10 protein-coding genes are annotated in these 18,205 nt (G+C 68.5%); 5 read left to right on the top strand and 5 right to left on the bottom strand.

Annotated features, from left to right (window positions below):
• Positions 1-183: 183 nt before the first annotated feature.
• Positions 184-1,503 carry an MFS transporter gene (locus R2B38_RS00485; protein WP_318014373.1) on the top strand — a complete coding sequence of 440 codons (1,320 nt, stop codon included), beginning with the start codon at positions 184-186 and terminating at the stop codon, positions 1,501-1,503.
• 154 nt (positions 1,504-1,657) lie between these two features.
• Positions 1,658-3,259: an MDR family MFS transporter gene (locus R2B38_RS00480; RefSeq protein ID WP_318014372.1), complete on the top strand. Its 1,602-nt coding sequence runs from the start codon at positions 1,658-1,660 to the stop codon at positions 3,257-3,259.
• A gap of 102 nt (positions 3,260-3,361) precedes the next feature.
• Here the strand turns inward: R2B38_RS00480 and R2B38_RS00475 are convergent, their stop codons facing one another.
• From R2B38_RS00475 to R2B38_RS00455, 5 genes are all read right to left on the bottom strand, one after another.
• Positions 3,362-3,745: a hypothetical protein gene (locus tag R2B38_RS00475; protein WP_318014371.1), complete on the bottom strand. Its 384-nt coding sequence runs from the start codon at positions 3,743-3,745 to the stop codon at positions 3,362-3,364.
• 354 nt (positions 3,746-4,099) lie between these two features.
• Entirely contained in the window at positions 4,100-6,316 is a 2,217-nt protein-coding gene (locus R2B38_RS00470) for a 1,4-beta-glucanase (RefSeq protein WP_318014370.1), read from the bottom strand.
• 250 nt (positions 6,317-6,566) lie between these two features.
• Positions 6,567-7,697: a GH12 family glycosyl hydrolase domain-containing protein gene (locus R2B38_RS00465; protein ID WP_318014369.1), complete on the bottom strand. Its 1,131-nt coding sequence runs from the start codon at positions 7,695-7,697 to the stop codon at positions 6,567-6,569.
• A gap of 229 nt (positions 7,698-7,926) precedes the next feature.
• Positions 7,927-8,949 carry a LacI family DNA-binding transcriptional regulator gene (locus R2B38_RS00460; protein WP_318014368.1) on the bottom strand — a complete coding sequence of 341 codons (1,023 nt, stop codon included), beginning with the start codon at positions 8,947-8,949 and terminating at the stop codon, positions 7,927-7,929.
• 249 nt (positions 8,950-9,198) lie between these two features.
• Positions 9,199-12,117, bottom strand: a complete 2,919-nt coding sequence (locus R2B38_RS00455) for a glycoside hydrolase family 48 protein (protein WP_318014367.1) — start codon at positions 12,115-12,117, stop codon at positions 9,199-9,201.
• A gap of 728 nt (positions 12,118-12,845) precedes the next feature.
• Here R2B38_RS00455 and R2B38_RS00450 point away from each other — a divergent pair.
• The 3 genes from R2B38_RS00450 (at position 12,846) to R2B38_RS00440 (ending at position 18,204) form a co-directional block, all read left to right on the top strand.
• Positions 12,846-14,609, top strand: a complete 1,764-nt coding sequence (locus R2B38_RS00450) for a glycoside hydrolase family 6 protein (protein ID WP_318014366.1) — start codon at positions 12,846-12,848, stop codon at positions 14,607-14,609.
• 540 nt (positions 14,610-15,149) lie between these two features.
• Positions 15,150-17,117, top strand: a complete 1,968-nt coding sequence (locus R2B38_RS00445; protein ID WP_318014365.1) for a Stk1 family PASTA domain-containing Ser/Thr kinase — start codon at positions 15,150-15,152, stop codon at positions 17,115-17,117.
• Positions 17,118-17,295: 178 nt separating this feature from the next.
• Positions 17,296-18,204, top strand: a complete 909-nt coding sequence (locus R2B38_RS00440) for a DUF2993 domain-containing protein (protein WP_318014364.1) — start codon at positions 17,296-17,298, stop codon at positions 18,202-18,204.
• Position 18,205 lies beyond the last annotated feature (1 nt).

The following is an 18,205-nucleotide window of genomic DNA, read 5'->3' as shown; positions in this document are numbered from 1 at the left end:
TCAAGCACCAGTTGACGTCGGCCCCTACGACCGCCGAAGCAGTTCCCCGAGCGGATGGGAGGCAACGCGTTCCACCGCTTCACACCCTCAGTCCATGACCGATTGAGCCGCCCTCTGCATCAGCTCGCCGCGCCAATGGGGCCGCGGCGCTTCCGTAACGGAGGCTTTCCCATGACCACTTCCGTGCCCACGGGCGACACTGTCCCGTCCTCGTCCGAAGCAGGCTGGAAGTCCTATCTCGGCGACCTCTGGAACGCACCACCAGGTGCCAAGGCCGCGCTGAGCGGCTGTCTCCTCCTCATGCTGGTAAGTCCCTCCGGCCTCTCCGCGATGACGACGTTCGTCATTCCGTCGTTCGCCAAGGACACGGGTGCCGCCGAATCCTCCGGCATCCTCGTGTTCGTCACGCTGCCATTGCTGATCGGGCCGATCGCCCTGCCCTTCGCCGGCCGTTGGGTGGATCAGCTGGGTGCACGCAGGGTCGCGATCCGCTCCGCCGTCCTCTACGCCGCGCTGACGGCACTGATCCCCGCATGCGGGTCCAGCGTGCCGGCGCTGGCGGTCGTGATGATTCTGTCGTCCACCTTCGGCTTCATGGCGGGGCTCGCTGTCGTCTTCAAGGTGATCTCGGTCTGGCTGCCCCAGCACAAGGGCTTTGGATTCGCCCTCATCGGCGTCGCCCCCAGCGCGGCCGCCGCCGTGTTCTCACCGGTTTTTCAGTGGCTGATCAGCGGTGGCGCAGGGCTCGGATGGAAGGGAACCTACCTACTCGTGGCGGTGGTGATCGCGCTCGTGGCGATCCCGACGGCCATGTTCCTCATCTCCGAGCCGACGGCGCCGCGCGTGACGGGGCCCGAACTGGAGCTGCCACGTCTTCCGGGCATTCCGCTGCCCAAGGCGATCCGAACCCGGGTCTGGATCTCCATCACGATCTCCCTCGCCTTCGCGGCAGCCGGCCCGATGGTCGTGCGCCAGATCGCGGTCGGTTTCTTCAGCGAGCGGGGATTCAGCGAGGCGACGGTCTCGTTGACCTTGTCCGCGTTGTTCGCCACGTCGGTGGTGGGACTGCTCGTCGGCGGGCTGGTCCTGGACCGGACCGACCGACCCTGGGTCGTGGTCCCGATGCTCGCGGCGGTGCCGATGGGGCTCGTGATCGCCTTCGTGAACCACGGCTCGATACCGCTGCTGTTCGTCGCGATGATCCTCCTCGGCTTCGCCTACGGCGCTGAGTCGTCACTGGGTCCCTTCCTCATCGCGCGGTACTTCGGTCTCACCTCGTTCGCGCAGTTGCAGGGCCTGACGCTGGCCATCTCCACGCTGTCGCTCGGACTGGCGCCCTACCTGGTCAGCGCGGTGCAGAGCGCGACCGGGAGCTATACGGTGCCGGTGCTCGCGCTCACCGTAATGACGTTGGTCGCCGTCGTTCTGGCAGCGCTGCTACCGAAGTTCCCGCCGCAGTGGAAGATCGAAAGCTCTCCCGACCTGGCCACCGAGTCGGCGTGACGGTGTTCGGGAGTCGCCGAACGAGCGCCAACTCGGCCGTGCCGTATGCCGAGCGCTCCGCCGATCTCCCGAAGACCCTTGCCACGACCTGATGCGCCGGGCGGCCACGTGGGCCGCCCGGCCTAGGCTCGCCCTACCCCCATGCGGAGAACCGATGAGTGACTCCCTCTCTGTGGCGCGCTCGCCGGAGGAAAAGCGGCACTCCTTCGACGGCCGCAGCCGGTTCGGACTCATATACGCCGGCCTGATGGCCGTGATGCTGCTCGCCTCACTCGACCAGACCATCGTCAGCACCGCACTGCCCACCGTCGTAGGCGAGCTGCACGGTGTGACACACATGGCCTGGGTGACCACGGCCTACATCCTCGCCGCCACCGTGGTGATGCCCGTCTACGGACGCCTCGGCGATCTGCTCGGCCGCAGGAACCTCTACCTCGGCGGAATCATCCTCTTCCTGGCGGGTTCCGCGATCGCCGGATCCGCGCAGGACATGGCGATGCTGATCATCGGCCGGGCCATCCAGGGCCTGGGCGGCGGCGGACTGATGATCACCTCACAGGCGATCGTCGCCGACCTGGTACCGCCCCGGCAGCGCGCGAAGTACATGGCACCGATCGGCGTCATCTTCGGACTGTCGTCTGTCGTCGGCCCGCTGCTCGGCGGTTGGTTCACCGACGGCATCGGCTGGCGCTGGTGCTTCTGGATCAACCTGCCGGTCGGCCTGCTCGCACTCGCCGTGTGCGCCATGGCGCTGCACCTGCCGCGCAAGGCGCTCAAGGCCACGATCGACTACGTCGGCATCACCCTCATGACGGCAGCCGTCACCTGCACCGTGCTGGTCGCGGACTGGGGCGGAACCGACTATTCGTGGAGCGACCCGCTCGTCCTCGGCCTCGCAGGCGCGGGTGCTGGATCCTGGGCCCTGTTCTTCTACTCGCAGAGCTGGGTGACCGAACCGATCATCCCGCTGCGCCTGTTCCGCAGCCCCATCTTCGACATCGCCACCATCATCGGCATGATCGTGATCGGTGTCGGCATGTTCGCGGTCGTCAGCTACATGCCCACGTACTTGCAGATGGTCTACGGCGTCACCGCCGCGCAGTCCGGCTGGTTGTTGCTGCCGATGGTGGTCGGCCTGATGGGTGCGAGCCTGCCGGTCGGCCTGCGGATGAGCCGGACCGGCCGCTACCGGATCTATCCGATCGCCGGTTCCCTTGTCATCGCCGTCACGGCTCTGATGCTCTCCACTCTTCAGGTGGCCACGCCTCTCGCCCTGATCTGCGGTTACCTCTTCCTGATGGGCGTGGGCATCGGCCTCATGTCCCAGACCCTCGTCCTGGCCGTCCAGAACGCCTTCCCCGCCGCCGACGTGGGCACCGCGACCTCCGCCAACAACTTCTTCCGGGAGATCGGCGCGACGGTCGGGAACGCCGCGGTCGGCGCGATCTTCACCAGCCGGCTGACCGACCAACTCGGCACCCGGCTGTCTTCGACCGGCCGTACGACAGTCGGCGACACGGAGTCACTGACCCCCGCAATCGTCCATGCTCTGCCGACTCGGGTCCAGGACGCCGTGGTTGAGGCCTACCAGCACGCCCTGGCACCAGTCTTCGCCTACCTGGTCCCGCTGTTCCTCGTCGGTGCCGTGCTGGCCGTCGTGCTTCCCGAGAAGCGGCTCGCCGGCGGCGACAGCGACGGATCAGGCGGGGAGACACTGGGGCGTACGCCCGACGGACCCGGGACGAAGGCGAGTTGAGCGGACGGACGACACCTCATCGGGATTTCTCCGCGGCCGGCGGGCCGGCAGCCAGCGCTCCCGGCCGGAACTGCCCGTCGCCGTCGCACACCGGGTCAGCGGTCACCCGGCCGATCTGCCGTTGTGTCGTCGCTGCGGAGATGACTCGGGAAGCTGGCCCGACAGGATCTCGTAGTGCCGGCCCTCGTACTCGAACAGGTGGTCCAGGGCGGAGACGGTGATCTCGTTACTGAAGCTGGGCAGGCCGTGGATCATGTTCTCCACGAACTCCAGGCCTTCTTCGTCGCTGAACATCACCGGCTTGCCCGGCTCGGGCCTGCCGTGCAGTTGGATGGTGGCAGCGGGTTCACGGCGCAGCTGTGCCTGGCGGCCGTGCGGGATCAGGGCGTCCAGTTCGGCCATCGTGTCGGAGGGCTGGAGTTCCCGGGCGCTCCAGCCGCTGCCGGGCGGGATGAGGCTGACCACGGCTGCGACCCGGCGGTCCATGGCGGCGGTGAACAGGGAGTTGGCGCAGCCGATGCTGATGCCCCAGACGCCGATGCGGTCGGCGTCGATGTCGTCGCGCAGCGTCAGGTGGGTGATGACGTGACGCAGGTCGCGGCACTGCTGCCAGGGGTCGAAGAGCTGGCGGGGCTCACCGTCGCTGTATCCGGTGCAGCGGTAGCGGCACGGTCGTGGTGGATCTCGCTCTCGAGCTGGGCGTACTGGTCGAGACCCTGTGGTGGCACCCTCAGCACGAACGGGACCCCGCCCACGGGCGTGGATGGGGCCCCTCCGGGCGGGTCGCTCGGAGGGGCCGCAGTCGGTTCATCCAGTTCCGGCCGCGGTGGTGTTCACGGGTCAGGCCGGTTGGCCGAACTGGACACCGCGGCCGTTGGTGGCCAGGTACACATGGCCGTAGACCCGGGGGTCTCCAGTGATGGCCTGGCCGATCCAGCCCCACTGGTGCTGGGCGTCGTTGATGCGCAGCCAGGTTTTTGCGGTGTCGTCGGAGCGGTAGACGCCGGTGACGCCTCCCACGGTGGCCACCTGGTAGACCGAGAGATAGGAGGCACCCTCGGCCGCCGCGCCGAAGCCGAGCGTGAACGAGGCCTGGCAGCTCGGGAGCTTCGCGAAGGACTTGCCGCCGTCGGTGGACCGGAACAGCCCGTTGCCCTTGGTGCTGAGCCACAGGTCACCGGAGCGTCCCGGTGCCGCGGTCAGCTGGTACCCGGCGTCGCCGGAGGGGAGTCCGGTGGCCCGGGCCGTGAACGTCAGACCCTTGTCGGTGCTGGCGAACAGCTTTCCGGTGGCGGTGTCGAACGCATACAGGATCTTGGCGTCGACCGGGTCCGCCACCGGTGTGGCACCGGCGGGGAACGAGGAGACCACCGACCAGGTGGCCCCGTTGTCCGCGGAGCGCTGGGTCGCGTGCTTGGTGCCGTCCCAGTGGATGAAGGACCACACCAGGACGTTGCCGTCGGCGGTGGTGGCGATCGGCCCCGGTGCTTCCTTGGCGTCGGCGGGCTGGGCCTTGAAGGGCGTCCAGGTCTGCCCGCCGTCGTTCGAGGAGGCGCCGTTGCCGTTGTCGCCGAGGCCCGTGCGGACCACGTAGGACGGCTTGTTCGCGGCCTGCGCGAGGCCCGCCGCCGTGCTGAAGACCGGGTTGGTCGCCAGGCCGCCGGCCGGAGACGTCGTGAGCCGGTCGTGGTAGAGCGTGCCGATGTCCCGTGAGCCGCTGAGCAGGTGTGCCTGGCCGGTCGGCGGCGAGATCAGGAAGAGCACCGACGTCTCCTCCAGGCCACGGATCTGCGGGGCCCACTTCTTCAGGTCGCGGGTGCCGTAGAGGGTTGCGCCGGTGCCGTAGACGATGTGCTGGGAGTCGAAGGGGTCGATGGCGGCCATCTGGATCCACCAGCCGAACGTCGGCTCCGCCTTCCCCCACTTGAGGAACGGGGTCTCGGACACGTCGATGGTCGCCGTGTCCTTGAGGGAGGTCCAGGTCCGGCCCCCGTCGGTCGTGCGGAACAGGGTGTCGCCCGACGACCAGCGGTTGTTGGTGGTGACGACGACGGTGCCGGCGCGCTGGGCGTCCACGGAGGCCCCGCCATAACCGAAGCCGTCGGCGCCGCCGGGCTTCACCGGGGTGACGTCGGTCCACGTACCGCCGGCGACGGCCAGTTTGTGGACGCTGCCGTTGGACTGGCCGTTGGGACCGGGGGCGTTGGCGTACGTCACGTAGAGCTCGTCGGCGCGGGCGTCGTACGCGGCCCGCATGGGCATCTTGGCCGTCGGTCCGGTCGGCTGGCCGGGGACGGGCACCCACGTGGTGCCATCGGTGGTGCGGTACAGGGTGTTCGCGGTCGTGGAGCCGTCGCCGTCACCCCAGCCGGCGTACACGGTGCGCCCGGCGGCGACGAGGACGGTGACGCCCTGGCCGGAGGCACTGGGGACGGGCGGGAAGCCGGTCGCGGCGGCCCAGGTGGCGCCCCGGTCCGTCGACTTGAGGAGGCCGTCGTGCCGGGTGCCCAGCCACAGGGTGTCACTGTTGCGCGGGTCCAGGAGGAGGCGTTCGCCCGTGCCCCGGCCGTCCTCGTTGGAGCCGAGCTTCACTGTGAGGTCGGTACGGGTCCAGGTCGCCCCGCGGTCGTCGGAGCGCAGGAACGCGCCGTTGTCCGCCCACGACTGGGCGTAGGTGCCGAGAGCCAGGTAGAGGCGGTCCGGCCGGGCGGGGTCGATGGCCAGGGACTCGACACCGAGGAGGTTCTGGTCGTCCTGGCTGACCCAGTCCAGCAGCGGGATCCAGCGGGCCGCGGTGTCGTCCCAGCGGTAGGCGCCGCCCATGTCGGTACGGGCGTACGCGAGCCCCTTCACGGCGGGATGGAACACCACGCCGGTGACGAATCCGGTGCCGCCGATGAACACGTTGCGCCAGTTGTAGGGCGACGCTGCGGTTGCCTCGCCGTGCGCGGATTCCGCGGCCCGGGCTCGGCCCTGGAGCGAGGAGAGGCCGGCGAGCGCGGCCGCGGCCGCGCTCCCCGCGAGAACGGCACGCCGACTCGGATCGGACCCATGCATGACATACCTCGATCTGTGGAGCTGGGCAGGTGAGGCGCGGCCACGGCGCGGATCAGTGACTGACCTGCGGGCGCGATCACTCCGGCACATTGTGCATGTCCGTTTTGTCGTTGAATGTTTGGCGATGCCGAGAGGCGGGCGCGTGTCTGGCGGTGCTCCGGCGCGCTCCGTACCCGAAGGGGTGTTCCGTGTGGCCTCCGGGCCCGGCCGGTCGGCGTTGCGGCGGGTGGGCCCGGAGGCTGATGGTGCGTCACACGGTTGTGCAGGCGCTCCCGTTGAGGCTGAAGCCGGAGGGCCTGACGAAGGTTCCGTCGGCAGTTCCCTGGAACCCGAAGGTCACCTGGCCGCCACTTGCGATCTGGCCGTTGTAGGCCGTGTTGCTCGCCGTGACGGCTCCTGACGACGAGGACAGGTTCGCGTTCCAGTAGTTGGTGATCCGCTGCCCGGAGGGGAGCGTGAACGCGAGCTGCCAGCCGTTGACGGGGGAGGAGCCGGTGTTGGTGATGGCGACGTCCGCGGTGAAGCCGCCCGACCAGACGTTCGTCGCGTATGCCACCTTGCAGGACGTGGAGCCGCCGGGGTTGCCCGGGTTACCGCCGGAGGACCCGGTGTTCACGGCGGAGGAGAACGAGGTCACGGCGAGACCGGCGCCGTTCTGCCAGGGCTCGAACCCGGCCTGAACGCTCGTCAGATACCAGTTGTTCTGGGCGAGTCCGCGGGAAATGGCCTGCCGGGCGAAGTCCATGACGTCGAAGGACCAGCTGGTGACCGCCGACGGTGCGACGAACGACAGCACGTCGTTCGAGCCGTTGTTGCCGGACCACACCTGCCAGTCGCGCCCGCCCACGTTGGCGGTGGCGACCGGGGAGCCGATGGGCTGGATGGATCCGACCTTGTTGAACCAGATCATGATCTCGGTCCTGTTGACGCCGTCGGTCCGTGGCGTGGGGTCGAGCCAGATGTCGTACGCGGCGTCGTACACCGCGTCGTTCACATAGCTGTAGGTGATGCTCGACGGTGCGGTGGAGACGGTGCTGAGCTGCGCGGGAAGGTTGGTGCCGGGTGAGCAGTTGGTGTAATGGCAGCCGTTGTAGACGGACGGGTACGACTTCGGAGCGCCGTTCGTGGGGACGGATCCGTCGGCCTGGGTGATCCTGAATCCCGAGTCGGTAGCCGTGACGCACTGGGCGGCACTGGTGCCCCAGCGGTTGTTCTGGACCACGTAGCGGCCCTGGATGGTCGTCGTTCCGAAGGGCTGGCAGATCGCGGTGTCGGCCTGTGCCGGCGCTGTCGTCAGGAGCGCGGCGAGCGAGACGATCGCTGTGAGCAGCGCGCCGAGCAGACCACGCGCGCTGCGGGCATGGTGCGTTGAAGGACGCATGCGGATCCTCTTCCGAGGGATGGGGGTAGTGGGGAAGCGTTCCGGCGACTATGTGAATGGGAGCGCTCCCAAAACTTGGCTCGGCAGGACTGTAGGGATGGTCCAGGTCCATGACAAGACTGTGCGCGTGATCCCGTTGAGCTGATTTCGGAGCCGCAGGTCAGGCGCGGGGACAAGACGCAGTGCGGCGGCCTGCGGTGCGTTTCTCCGGAGGATGCGGCGACTGACGTCAGGTCGAGTCGCGGACCACCAGCTCCGTACGGAGGATGACGTGACGCCAGGCCACGGCGCCCTCTTCCATCTCCTCCAGGAGCAGCCGGATCATGGCGCGCCCGATCTCATCGATCGGCTGACGTACCGTCGTCAGCCGTGGCTCGGTCTGCTGGGCCAGCGGAAAGTCGTCGAAGCCGATCACGGCGACGTCCTCGGGTACCCGGCGTCCGGCCGCGCGCAGGGCCTCCAGAGCCCCCGCGGCCGTGGTGTCCGACGCGGCGAGGACGCCGTCGATGTCCGGATGCCGTTCCAGGAGTTGGGCCATGGCGCGGCGTCCGCTGTCCGCCGTGAAGTCGCTCTCGGCGACAAGGGTCGGCCCGCCCTTCAGGCCCGCGAGTTTGAGGGCCTCCTCGTAGCCGCGCAGGCGGCACTGGGCGGCGTACAGGTCGAGCGGCCCGGTGATGGTGGCGATGACTCTGCGGCCTCGTTTGGCCAGGTGGGATACGGCGCTGCGGGCGCCCCCGATGTTGTCCGCGTCGACGTAGCTGACGTACTCCTCCCCGGAACGGCGCCCCAGCAGCACGGTCGGCAGCCGGGCCTCGGCGAGCATGTCCGGCAGGGGGTCGCCGGCGTGCACGGACATCAGCAGAACACCGTCCACCCGGCCGCCGCGTGCGTACTCGAGGAAGCGCTGCCGCTCGGTGTCCGAGCGGACCAGGGTCAGCAGCAGTTGTATTCCGGTGTCCGTCAGCGCGTTTCCGAGCGAGCTGACGATCTCGGAGAAGAAGGGCTCCGCGAACTGCCGCCAGTCCGGCTCCGTCATGACCAGGGCGACGGCGTCGGCCCGCCGCCCGGCCAGGGAACGGGCCGCGAGATTGGGCACGTATCCCAGTTCCTCGATGGCCTGTTGCACGGCCCGGCGCGTCGAATCCTTCACGCCCGCCGCGTTGTTGATGACGCGGGAGACCGTGCCCCGTCCCACCCGCGCATGGGCGGCCACCTCCTCCAGCGTCGGTGCCCCCGGGCGTCGCCTGCCCATGACCACCTCCCCAAGAGATCACCGATCTTACCGGCCGGAGGAGGGTGAGCACACGAATTCACCAGTGGCATAGTTACGGGCAGTTGCCCTGCCCCAAGGATTGGGAGCGCTCCCGTCATGGATGGGCGAGTAGGGGTGTTGTCCGCTGGTCGTGGGATGGCCGGACGGCCCCCTTGGAGGGTGGGGGCCGCCCGGCCGGTGACCCCGTCGTCTGGTGACGGGGTCCGTACGCGGAGTGCCGGCGGGGGGTTACTCAAGCAGCTCCGCGTACGAGCCCATGGCCAGGGCGATGTCCGCCTGGGCCCAGAACCGGTGGTAGGTGAAGACGGGCGCGGCACCGCCCTTCAGGTAGGCCTCGACCTTCGACCAGGACGGGTCGTTCTTGTAGAAGGACCGCAACGAGGCAAACGTGGAAGCGGAGTTGATCGCTTCGCCGTTCGGCATCTTGCCGGTCCAGCCGCTCGGCACGTAGACCGGGTCGTTGAACCTGCTGTAGTCGGTGCGGGTCTCCGGAACAGCGACACCGAGGCTGTCCTGGTAGTTGCCCCACATCCCGTCGAGCAGCGCCTTCGCGGTCGACTTCGCCTTCGCGTCACCGGACTTGGCGCCGTAGTACGTCAGGGTCTTGGCGTACGCGGCGGCCACCCCCACGTCATTGGTGTAGTCGGCGACGGTGACATGAAGTCCCGTATTGGCGCCGGGACTTGACGCGTTCCAGGTGTCGGGCTGGCCCGACCACTGGAGGGTGGAGGGAATCTGGTACGTGCCGTCCGGGTTGATGGTCGTCTTCGACAGCGCCCACTTGACCCACTTGTCGAGAACCGTCTTGGCCTGCGGGTCCCCGGTCTGCTGGTAGTACTCGGCGACCCGCTCCATCGACCACGCCTGGAAGCCGAACCACTGGTTGGACGGCGGGTCGTGGTAGACGGGCTGCGGGTCGTAGTACATGCCGTAGAAGGTCGACGTCCCGGCCGGCGGGGTCGCGTAGCGTCCCGCCCAGCTGTTGGTCGAACCGCCGGCTATCGCGCCCTCGTCCGACTGGAGCCAGCGATAGAACTCCAGTTGCCGCTGGAGCGACTTGCCCCAGTCGGTGGCCCCTGTCGCCGACTTGGGCTTCAGATCGGCGTCGGCGCTCAGCGCGTACGCGGCGAGCGGGTTCTGGTAGCCGCTGTGGGCATAGCTGGATCCGATCCGCCAGGCCCAGCCTCCGCTGGTGTCGGAGGAACCGCCCCAGGCGTAGTACCAGGACAGCAGATAGTCCGATGAGTCCTTGCCGGTCCCGGCCGGGCAGGTCGAGGGTCCGACACAGTTGCCGATTTTCTTGAAGTACTTGTCGTACATGGCGTAGCGCAGGTAGTCGCCCATCTTGGCCGCCTTGGCGACCGTGCCCGACACAGCCGACCCCTTGCCCTGCTGCTTCGCCCACAGGTCCGCCCAGTACGCGGCCTGCACGGCCCGCGCGTCGGCGTCGGGAGCGTCGGTGTACTTCCACTGCTTGGCGTACGAGGAGTCACCGGTGAAGAGGTCCAAGTACCCGTTCTTTCCGCCGTACTTGAAGGCGTCACAGGTGGGCTGCGGCACCGTTTCCCACACGGATTCCTGCGGTCCGCGCTGGAAGGTGTTGATGTACGACGGTCCGCTCGCCGTCGGCCCCGCCTCGCACCCGCCGCCCGGTGTGTCGCCGTAGCCGTAGGTGTTGTCGACGTCCTCCAGCCAGTGCATGCCGTAGACGTCGTCCGTGGAGTAGGTCGACTTCAGTTCACCGGCGATCGGATCCGATCCCACCGGCACCGAGGTGTCGAGCTTCGCCGGATACTCGTTCGGGGTGTCCAGCTCGGGCCCGTAGGTCGCCGGTTTGGACGCGTTGTAGAAGGAGTTGGTCGGCTGGTCGGCGTGGGTCGGGATCATGTACTTCTCCATGAGATCCCAGGCGCCGTTGAACTTGCTCCAGTCGCCGGTGATCTTCCCGTACATGGCCTGCAGCCACAGCAGATAGCTGTACGCCTCCGACGTGGTCTCGTGCCCCTGGTCCGGCGCCTCGACGATCAGGGTCTCCACCGAGTGGTAGGGGATGCCCTGCGGTGAGAAGTAGCCGTTCGCCGGGTTGGTGATCTTGCCGTACAGGTCCAGGAAGCGGGCGTCGTACGTCTTGGACGCCGCGATCTGGGTGACTGTCACCGACGCGGTGCCGTACCCGGCCGCGGTCGACTCGAAGGTCGCCGCCCCCGTCCCGGAGGAGTCCGCGGTGACGGTCACCTTCTGCGCGGTGTTCCAGTTCGACGGCGTGAAGACGAGTGAGGCTCCGCCGGTCACCGACAGGCCCGTGTTGCCGCCGGTCCGCGCGGTCGTCACTGTGACGTTGGCCGACGGCTGGGTCGAGAGCTTCACGTCGTAGGTCGCCGTCTTGCCCTGCTGGACGGAGAGTTGGGACGTCGAGGCCACGACGGCAGGACCCGCGGCGACCGTGATGCCGACCGGGGTGGACTCCCCGGACGCGCCCAGGCTGTCGTAGGCCTTGGCCGTCAGGGAGTGGCTTCCCACGGTCAGGCCCGAGGCGGAGTACGTGTAGGGCGCGCTGGTGTCGGTGCCCAGCAGGGTGGTGTCGTCGTAGAACTCCACCTTGCCGATCGTCGCGCCGTCCGCGGCCGCCGCCGTCGCCGCGAGTGGCACGGCGTCCCCGCGCGAGTAGACGGCGCCGGCTGCCGGGCTGGTCAGCACGGTGATCGGCGGCTGGTGGGCGCCGGTGCAACTGGTGCCGTTGACCGCGAAGTTCGTTGGCGCGGCGTTGGTTCCGCTGTAGCTGAACTGCGCTCCCGCGGAGACGGCGCCGCCCGGGGCGATGGTGCCGTTGTACGAGGCGTTCTTGACGGTGATGGTCTGCCCGGCCTGCGACCAGGTGCCGTTCCAGCCGTTCGCGAGCTGCTGGTTGCCCGTGTAGCCGTAGGTCAGGGTCCAGCCGTCGATCGCGGTGGTGCCGCGGTTGGTGAGGGTGAGGTCGGCGGTGAAACCGGAACCCCAGTCGTTGGTCTTGTAGTCGACGCTGCACTGCACGGTCGCCGCGTTCGCGGTGGTCGTGCCGGTGGCGAGCATGGACAGGGGCAGGGCGAACGCGGCGGCGACGGCGGTCCAGAACCGCCTTACAGCTCTTCGTTTGCGTCCGGGATCCATGTGCTGTTCCTCCTTGCGTCACGCGACTCACGGAGAGATGCCAAGGCCTGAATCCAGTGGGAGCGCTCCCATCGTGGAGACGAAGGCGGCTGCGGTCAAGACGCTGAGGGGTTCAAAGTTCGAACTGAGCCGCTGGACCGAAAAGTTTCGCAAGGACCCTATGAAACCTCGTCAGTTGACGCTAACTTCCTCCCCACCAGTGGGAGCGGTTCCATCAGTGACGCGTCCGTAGCGGCGCGCCGAGCTGTAAGGACTCGCTCATGCGACACCCCCCGCATTCAGTACTTTTAGTCAGCGACGCGCTCTCGCGCACTGCTCCGCCAGGCGTGCTCATCCACGGCAATCACCGCCGCGTACGCCGGGCATGTGCGTTCCGGGACAGCGCGGTCGCCCGATCCACGAGTGGCCGGCCGAGTTTCGCGAGCGCCGCGCGTTCTCCGCACCCTGCCGGTCCTCGAGCCCGGGAACTCGCGGCCGCCGTTCGAACCGTCGGCAGTCCAGGTCGTCGGTCGGCGTCTTCGTGCGCTGCTGTGCGTCTCCGCGCCTGACCGGTTGCCCCGTACGACGGAGGCCTCGGAGCGGCCTCCCGCCGGCTCTGCCTTCGTGCCGATGCCGGACATGTCAGCTCACCGATCACTGGATCGCCGCGTGCCCCAGGCAGGGGTTCGCGCGGCCGTTCGCGCGCTCTTCATCCGTACGTCCACCACGAGAGAAGGAAGCACCCGCACATGAGTCACACCAGAACGACGCTGCTCGTCGCCCTGGCACTGGTCGCCGGGACGACGGGGTCGGCGTTCCTCGTCGGCCAGGCCGGCGCCGCCACCTCGTCCATCCCCTGCACCGTCGACTACAAGGTGCAGAGTCAGTGGGACACCGGCTTCACCGCCGCCGTCACCATCACCAACAATGCGGCGGCCAAGTCGAGTTGGTCGGTGAAGTGGTCGTACGCAGGCAACCAGAAGGTTACGAACGCCTGGAACACGAAGCTCAGCCAGAGCGGTGCCGACGTCACTGCCGCCAATGAGACCTACAACGGCGCTCTCGCGAGCGGCGGTTCGGTCAGCTTCGGGTTCAACGGCTCCTACAGCGGCACCAACAGCGTGCCCGCCACGTTCACGCTCGACGGCGTCGCCTGCAACGTCGACAACGGCGGCGGTACCGGTGGCGGCAGCGGCGGTGGTACCGGCGGCGGTACGGGTGGCGGCACCGGAGGCGGCGGTGGAGGTGGTGACACCGGCAGCCGTGCCGACAATCCGTACACCGGGGCCAAGGTGTATGTGAACCCCGAGTGGTCCGCCAAGGCGGCCGCCGAACCGGGCGGCAGCCGGATCGCCAGTCAGCCCACCGCCGTCTGGCTCGACCGCATCGCCGCCATCAACGGGGTGAGCGGTGGCATGGGTCTGCGGGCCCACCTCGACGAGGCCCTGAAGCAGAAGGGCTCCGGCGATCTCGTCGTCCAGCTCGTCATCTACGACCTGCCCGGCCGTGACTGCGCCGCTCTGGCGTCCAACGGCGAGCTGGGACCGAACGACCTCGACAAGTACAAGTCCCAGTACATCGACCCCATCGCGTCGATCCTGGCGGACCCCAAGTACGCGGGCCTGCGGGTCGCCACCGTCATCGAGCCGGACTCGCTGCCCAACCTGGTCACCAACGCCGGCGGCACCCCCACCACCACCGACGCCTGCGTGACCATGAAGTCCAACGGCAACTACGAGAAGGGCGTCGGCTACGCCCTGGACAAGCTGGGAGCCATCCCCAACGTCTACAACTACATCGACGCCGCCCACCACGGCTGGCTCGGCTGGGACAGCAACCTCGATCCCGCGGTGCAGGAGTTCCACAAGGTCGCGACCTCGAACGGCGCGAGCGTGAACGACGTGGCCGGCTTCATCGTCAACACCGCGAACTACAGCCCCACCACGGAGCCGTATCTCAAGGTCACCGACACGGTGAACGGACAGACCGTACGTCAGTCGAAGTGGGTGGACTGGAACCAGTACGTGGACGAGCAGTCCTTCGCACAGGCGCTGCGCAGCAAGCTCGTCGCGTCCGGATTCGACTCCGGGATCGGCATGCTGATCGACACCTCACGCAACGGCTGGGGCGGCTCCGCCCGGCCCACCGGACCCGGAGCGCAGACCACCGTGGACGGCTACGTCGACAGCAGCCGGGTCGACCGGCGGATCCACGCCGGCAACTGGTGCAACCAGAGCGGGGCGGGCATAGGAGCACGGCCGACTGCGGCTCCGGCCGCCGGTATCGACGCCTACGTCTGGGTCAAGCCGCCGGGAGAGTCCGACGGCAACAGTGCCGCCGTGCCCAACGACGAGGGCAAGGGCTTCGACCGGATGTGCGACCCGACCTATGGCGGCAACGCGCGCAACGGCAACAACCCCACGGGCGCGCTGCCGAACTCGCCGCTGGCCGGACACTGGTTCTCCGCCCAGTTCCAGCAGCTCATCCAGAACGCGTACCCGCCGTTGTCGTGATCTGCCGGCGCGGCGTGTAGCCGCTGGGATCCGTCCCTCGGCCTCGCCGAGGGACGGATCCCAGCGGATCCCGTGGCCCACGGGCGGCAGCGAGACCGTCCGGAAGAGACGCTGAATTGACGCTCGCTCTGATGGGGCATCAGGTGAATGGTTGGGCGGGTCAGGTCCTGATCGCCTGTTCCTTGTCCTGGCCAGGTGCGGCTCTCGTGGCCGAGGCTGTCGCGTCGGCTGCGACCGCGTAGTCCGTGGCTGACGGCTAATAAGTCGTCGGCGCCGTCTCGCCGGACATCTGGCCGACCTTGCCCGCCCCGGGCTCTCTGCCGGAGAGGAGTCGTGCGCTGCCGTTGTGTCGTCCAGGCGGAGCCCGGAGTGTCGGCCGGAGCGTGAACCGTGATGAGCGTCTCATGCTCTGGTCTGCCGTCGGGCGAGTTACTTGCCCCTGTGTGTGCAATTATCTTTCTTGTGTTCCTGGCTTCATGGCCGGTGCGTCTGTCGCGTCGGATCCCGGCCCCGACTTCCGACCCTCTGTGGAGAAGCGCAGTGAATCTCGGCGGACCAGACGACCTGACGCTCGCCCAGCAGGGGCACCCGGTGGCCCTCATCGCCGGCCGGTACGAGCTGCGACACCTGCTCGGCTCCGGCGGTATGGCCGAGGTGTATCTCGCGCACGATCTCCGGCTCGACCGCAGCGTGGCCGTGAAGACCCTGCGCGGCGACCTCGCCCACGAACCGGCGCTTCAGGAACGGTTCCGGAGGGAGGCGCAGTCCACCGCTTCGCTCAACCATCCCGCCATCGCAGCGGTGTATGACACGGGGGAGGAGGTGGCTTACGGCGGGTCCCGGTTGCCGTACCTCGTGATGGAGTACGTCGACGGGACCACCCTGCGCGACGCCCTGCACTCCGGGCCGCCGATGACCGCCGAACGGGCCCTTGCGGTGACGGCCGGAGTCCTGCGGGCCCTGGCCCACTCCCATCAGCACGGCATCGTGCACCGGGACATCAAACCGGCCAACGTCATGCTGAACTGGGCCGGAGATGTCAAGGTCATGGACTTCGGGATCGCCCGGGACGCCCGGGACGTCGGCATGACGCAGACGTCGGTCGTGATCGGGACCGCCCAGTACCTCTCGCCGGAACAGGCGATGGGACGGGAGACCGACGCGCGGTCCGACCTGTACTCCATCGGCTGCCTGCTGTACGAACTGCTGACCTTCCGCACGCCGTTCACCGGCGAGACGCCGATGGCATTGATGTACCAGCACATCCAGGAAGTCCCGCGCCCGCCGAGCCTCTACAACCCGGAGGTCGGCCCCCAGGTGGACGCGATCGTCCAGCGCGCCCTGGAGAAGGATCCCGGACACCGGTACCAGTCCGCCGAGCAGATGCTCGCCGACATCGAGGCGTTCCTCGGTACGGGCCTGCTCATGTCGGGCGCCGAACCCCCGCCTGTGGAGGGCGACTTCCCCTACGACGACGCCGACCAGGAGGAGGAGAGCGGTCGGCGCAGGGGAACCGTCGTGCTGATCACGGCGGGCGTCGCCGTCGTCGTCCTGGCTTTGGTAGTGGGCTGGTTCATGTTCGGGCGTGGTGCGGCCGACGACGGCACGACCGACGTACCCGACCTTGTGGGCCAGAGCCTGGAGGAGGCGCGACGTACCGCGGAGAACGTCGACCTCACCGTCACCGTTGACAAGCGGGAGCCCTGCGCGGACCAGCCGAGCGGCCACATTTGCGAGCAGAACCCAGTGGAAGGGGAGCTCGCCAAGGGTGAGGCAGTCTCGGTCACCGTGTCCACCGGGGCGCCCAAGGTCGAGGTGCCGGACGTCACGGACAAGGACGAGGACGACGCGTCCCGGATCCTGGAGGACAAGGGATTCAAGGTGAAGTTCCGGCACGTCACATCCGGCAGCGAGGACCCCGGAACCGTCCTCAAGCAGGACCCGGAGGGCGGTGAGAAAGCAGAGAAGGGCACCGAGATCACCCTCACGGCGGCCAAGGAGGCGCAGAAGGCCACGGTTCCGGACCTCACGGGTGCGACCGTGAGCGAGGCCCGGAAGCTGCTGGCCGCACAGGACCTGAGACTGGGCAGTACGACCGAGGTCGAGAGCGACGCCGAGTCGGGGACCGTGGTGGGACAGAGCGTCGCTTCCGGCGACGAGGTCGAGCCGGGTACGGCGATCGGCGTGAAGATCGCCAAGGCCGTGCAGACCGTGCAGATCCCCACCGACATCGTCGGCAAGACCCTTGCCGAGGTGCAGGACGAACTGGACGCGCTCGGCCTCCAGGTCGCCGTCGCCACCGGATACTCCCAAGCGTCCGACGCGGTGGTGACGTCGAGCACTCCAGCCGCGGGGAGCGAGGTGGAGGCGGGAAGCACCGTGGTCGTCGTCACTCAGGACGCCGCCACCGACCAGTCGGACGGGGGCGCGACGCCGGGCGGAGACACGAGTGGTGGCACGGAGACCACGGCGCGTCAGTTGCTGCCGGTCCTCCCGATCCCGAGATGACGCCCGGCCAGGTGGACGCCTGTCGGCGACGCGCCATCAAGGCCCACCTTCCGGCCCCCTGACCGTGGCCAACTCCGGGATCTGAGCCGACGACGGCATCGCCGCCGCGGTCCGCCGTCCGCACGGAACCAGGCCGCTCCACTCGCCCCACCGACCCCACTGAAGGAGGGCATCGCCCTTGTCCACGTCCCAGCACAGGCACGACGACGGCTCGCAGTACGAGCCCCACTACTCCTCTTATGACCGCTACAACTACGGCTACGGCTATGGCTCTCAGGACGAGGCCACTCTCTGCGAACCGTACGCATCGCCCGGGCTCCGGCGGAGTCGACGGCACCCCCGCGCTGTCGCGACCACCACTCTTGTCGCGCTGGCCGTCCTTTCCGTTGCCGCCGACCGGGTCGTGGCGGCACGCATAGAGTCACGCACGGCCAAGGCGTTCCAGGAGGGCATGGACACGCCTCTGCCTCCGCAGGTCCACGTCCGAGGCTTCCCCGTCCTGACCCAGGCGGCCTCCGGAACCCTGCGACACGTGGACATCACCGCTCACGACATACCGGCCCAGGGGGCCACCCGCCCACTGCCGGTATCCGAACTCTCCCTCCGGCTCCAGGGGTTGACGAAGTCGGACGACGACAGCGAGGCACGGGCCGACAGTGCCGAGGCGACCGCCTTCCTGTCCTACACGGACGTGTCGAACACCCTCGGGTTGGAGATCTCCCAGGGCAGCCGCCCGGGTCAGGTGAGAGCGGTGGTCCTCGTCCCCCTCGGGAAGCAGGTCACTGTGACGACGACCGTTACGGCGGCCTCGGGCAATCGCATCGCCTTCAAGAACTTCGACGTCACGGCCGGTGCGCTGCCCGCCCCCGGGAGCGCCGCGCTGGACAAGGTCTTCGAGCAGCCCATCCAGCTGCGGAACATCCCCCACGGCCTGCACCTGCGCTCGGTCACCACCACGACCGACGGCCTGATCGCCCACTTCTCGGGGCACTCGGTCACCTTCCGAGCCGACGACGCCCCTCAGGACAGCGCCGGAGGATCCGACGCCGTGGTCCGGAGGGTTTCGACTCTCCAACTCGGCCGGTGAC

Origin of the sequence: Streptomyces sp. N50 (assembly GCF_033335955.1) — a bacterium.
GTDB lineage: Bacteria > Actinomycetota > Actinomycetes > Streptomycetales > Streptomycetaceae > Streptomyces.
Note: the sequence above shows the minus strand (reverse complement) of the source record. Positions and strands in the feature narration are given on the sequence as shown.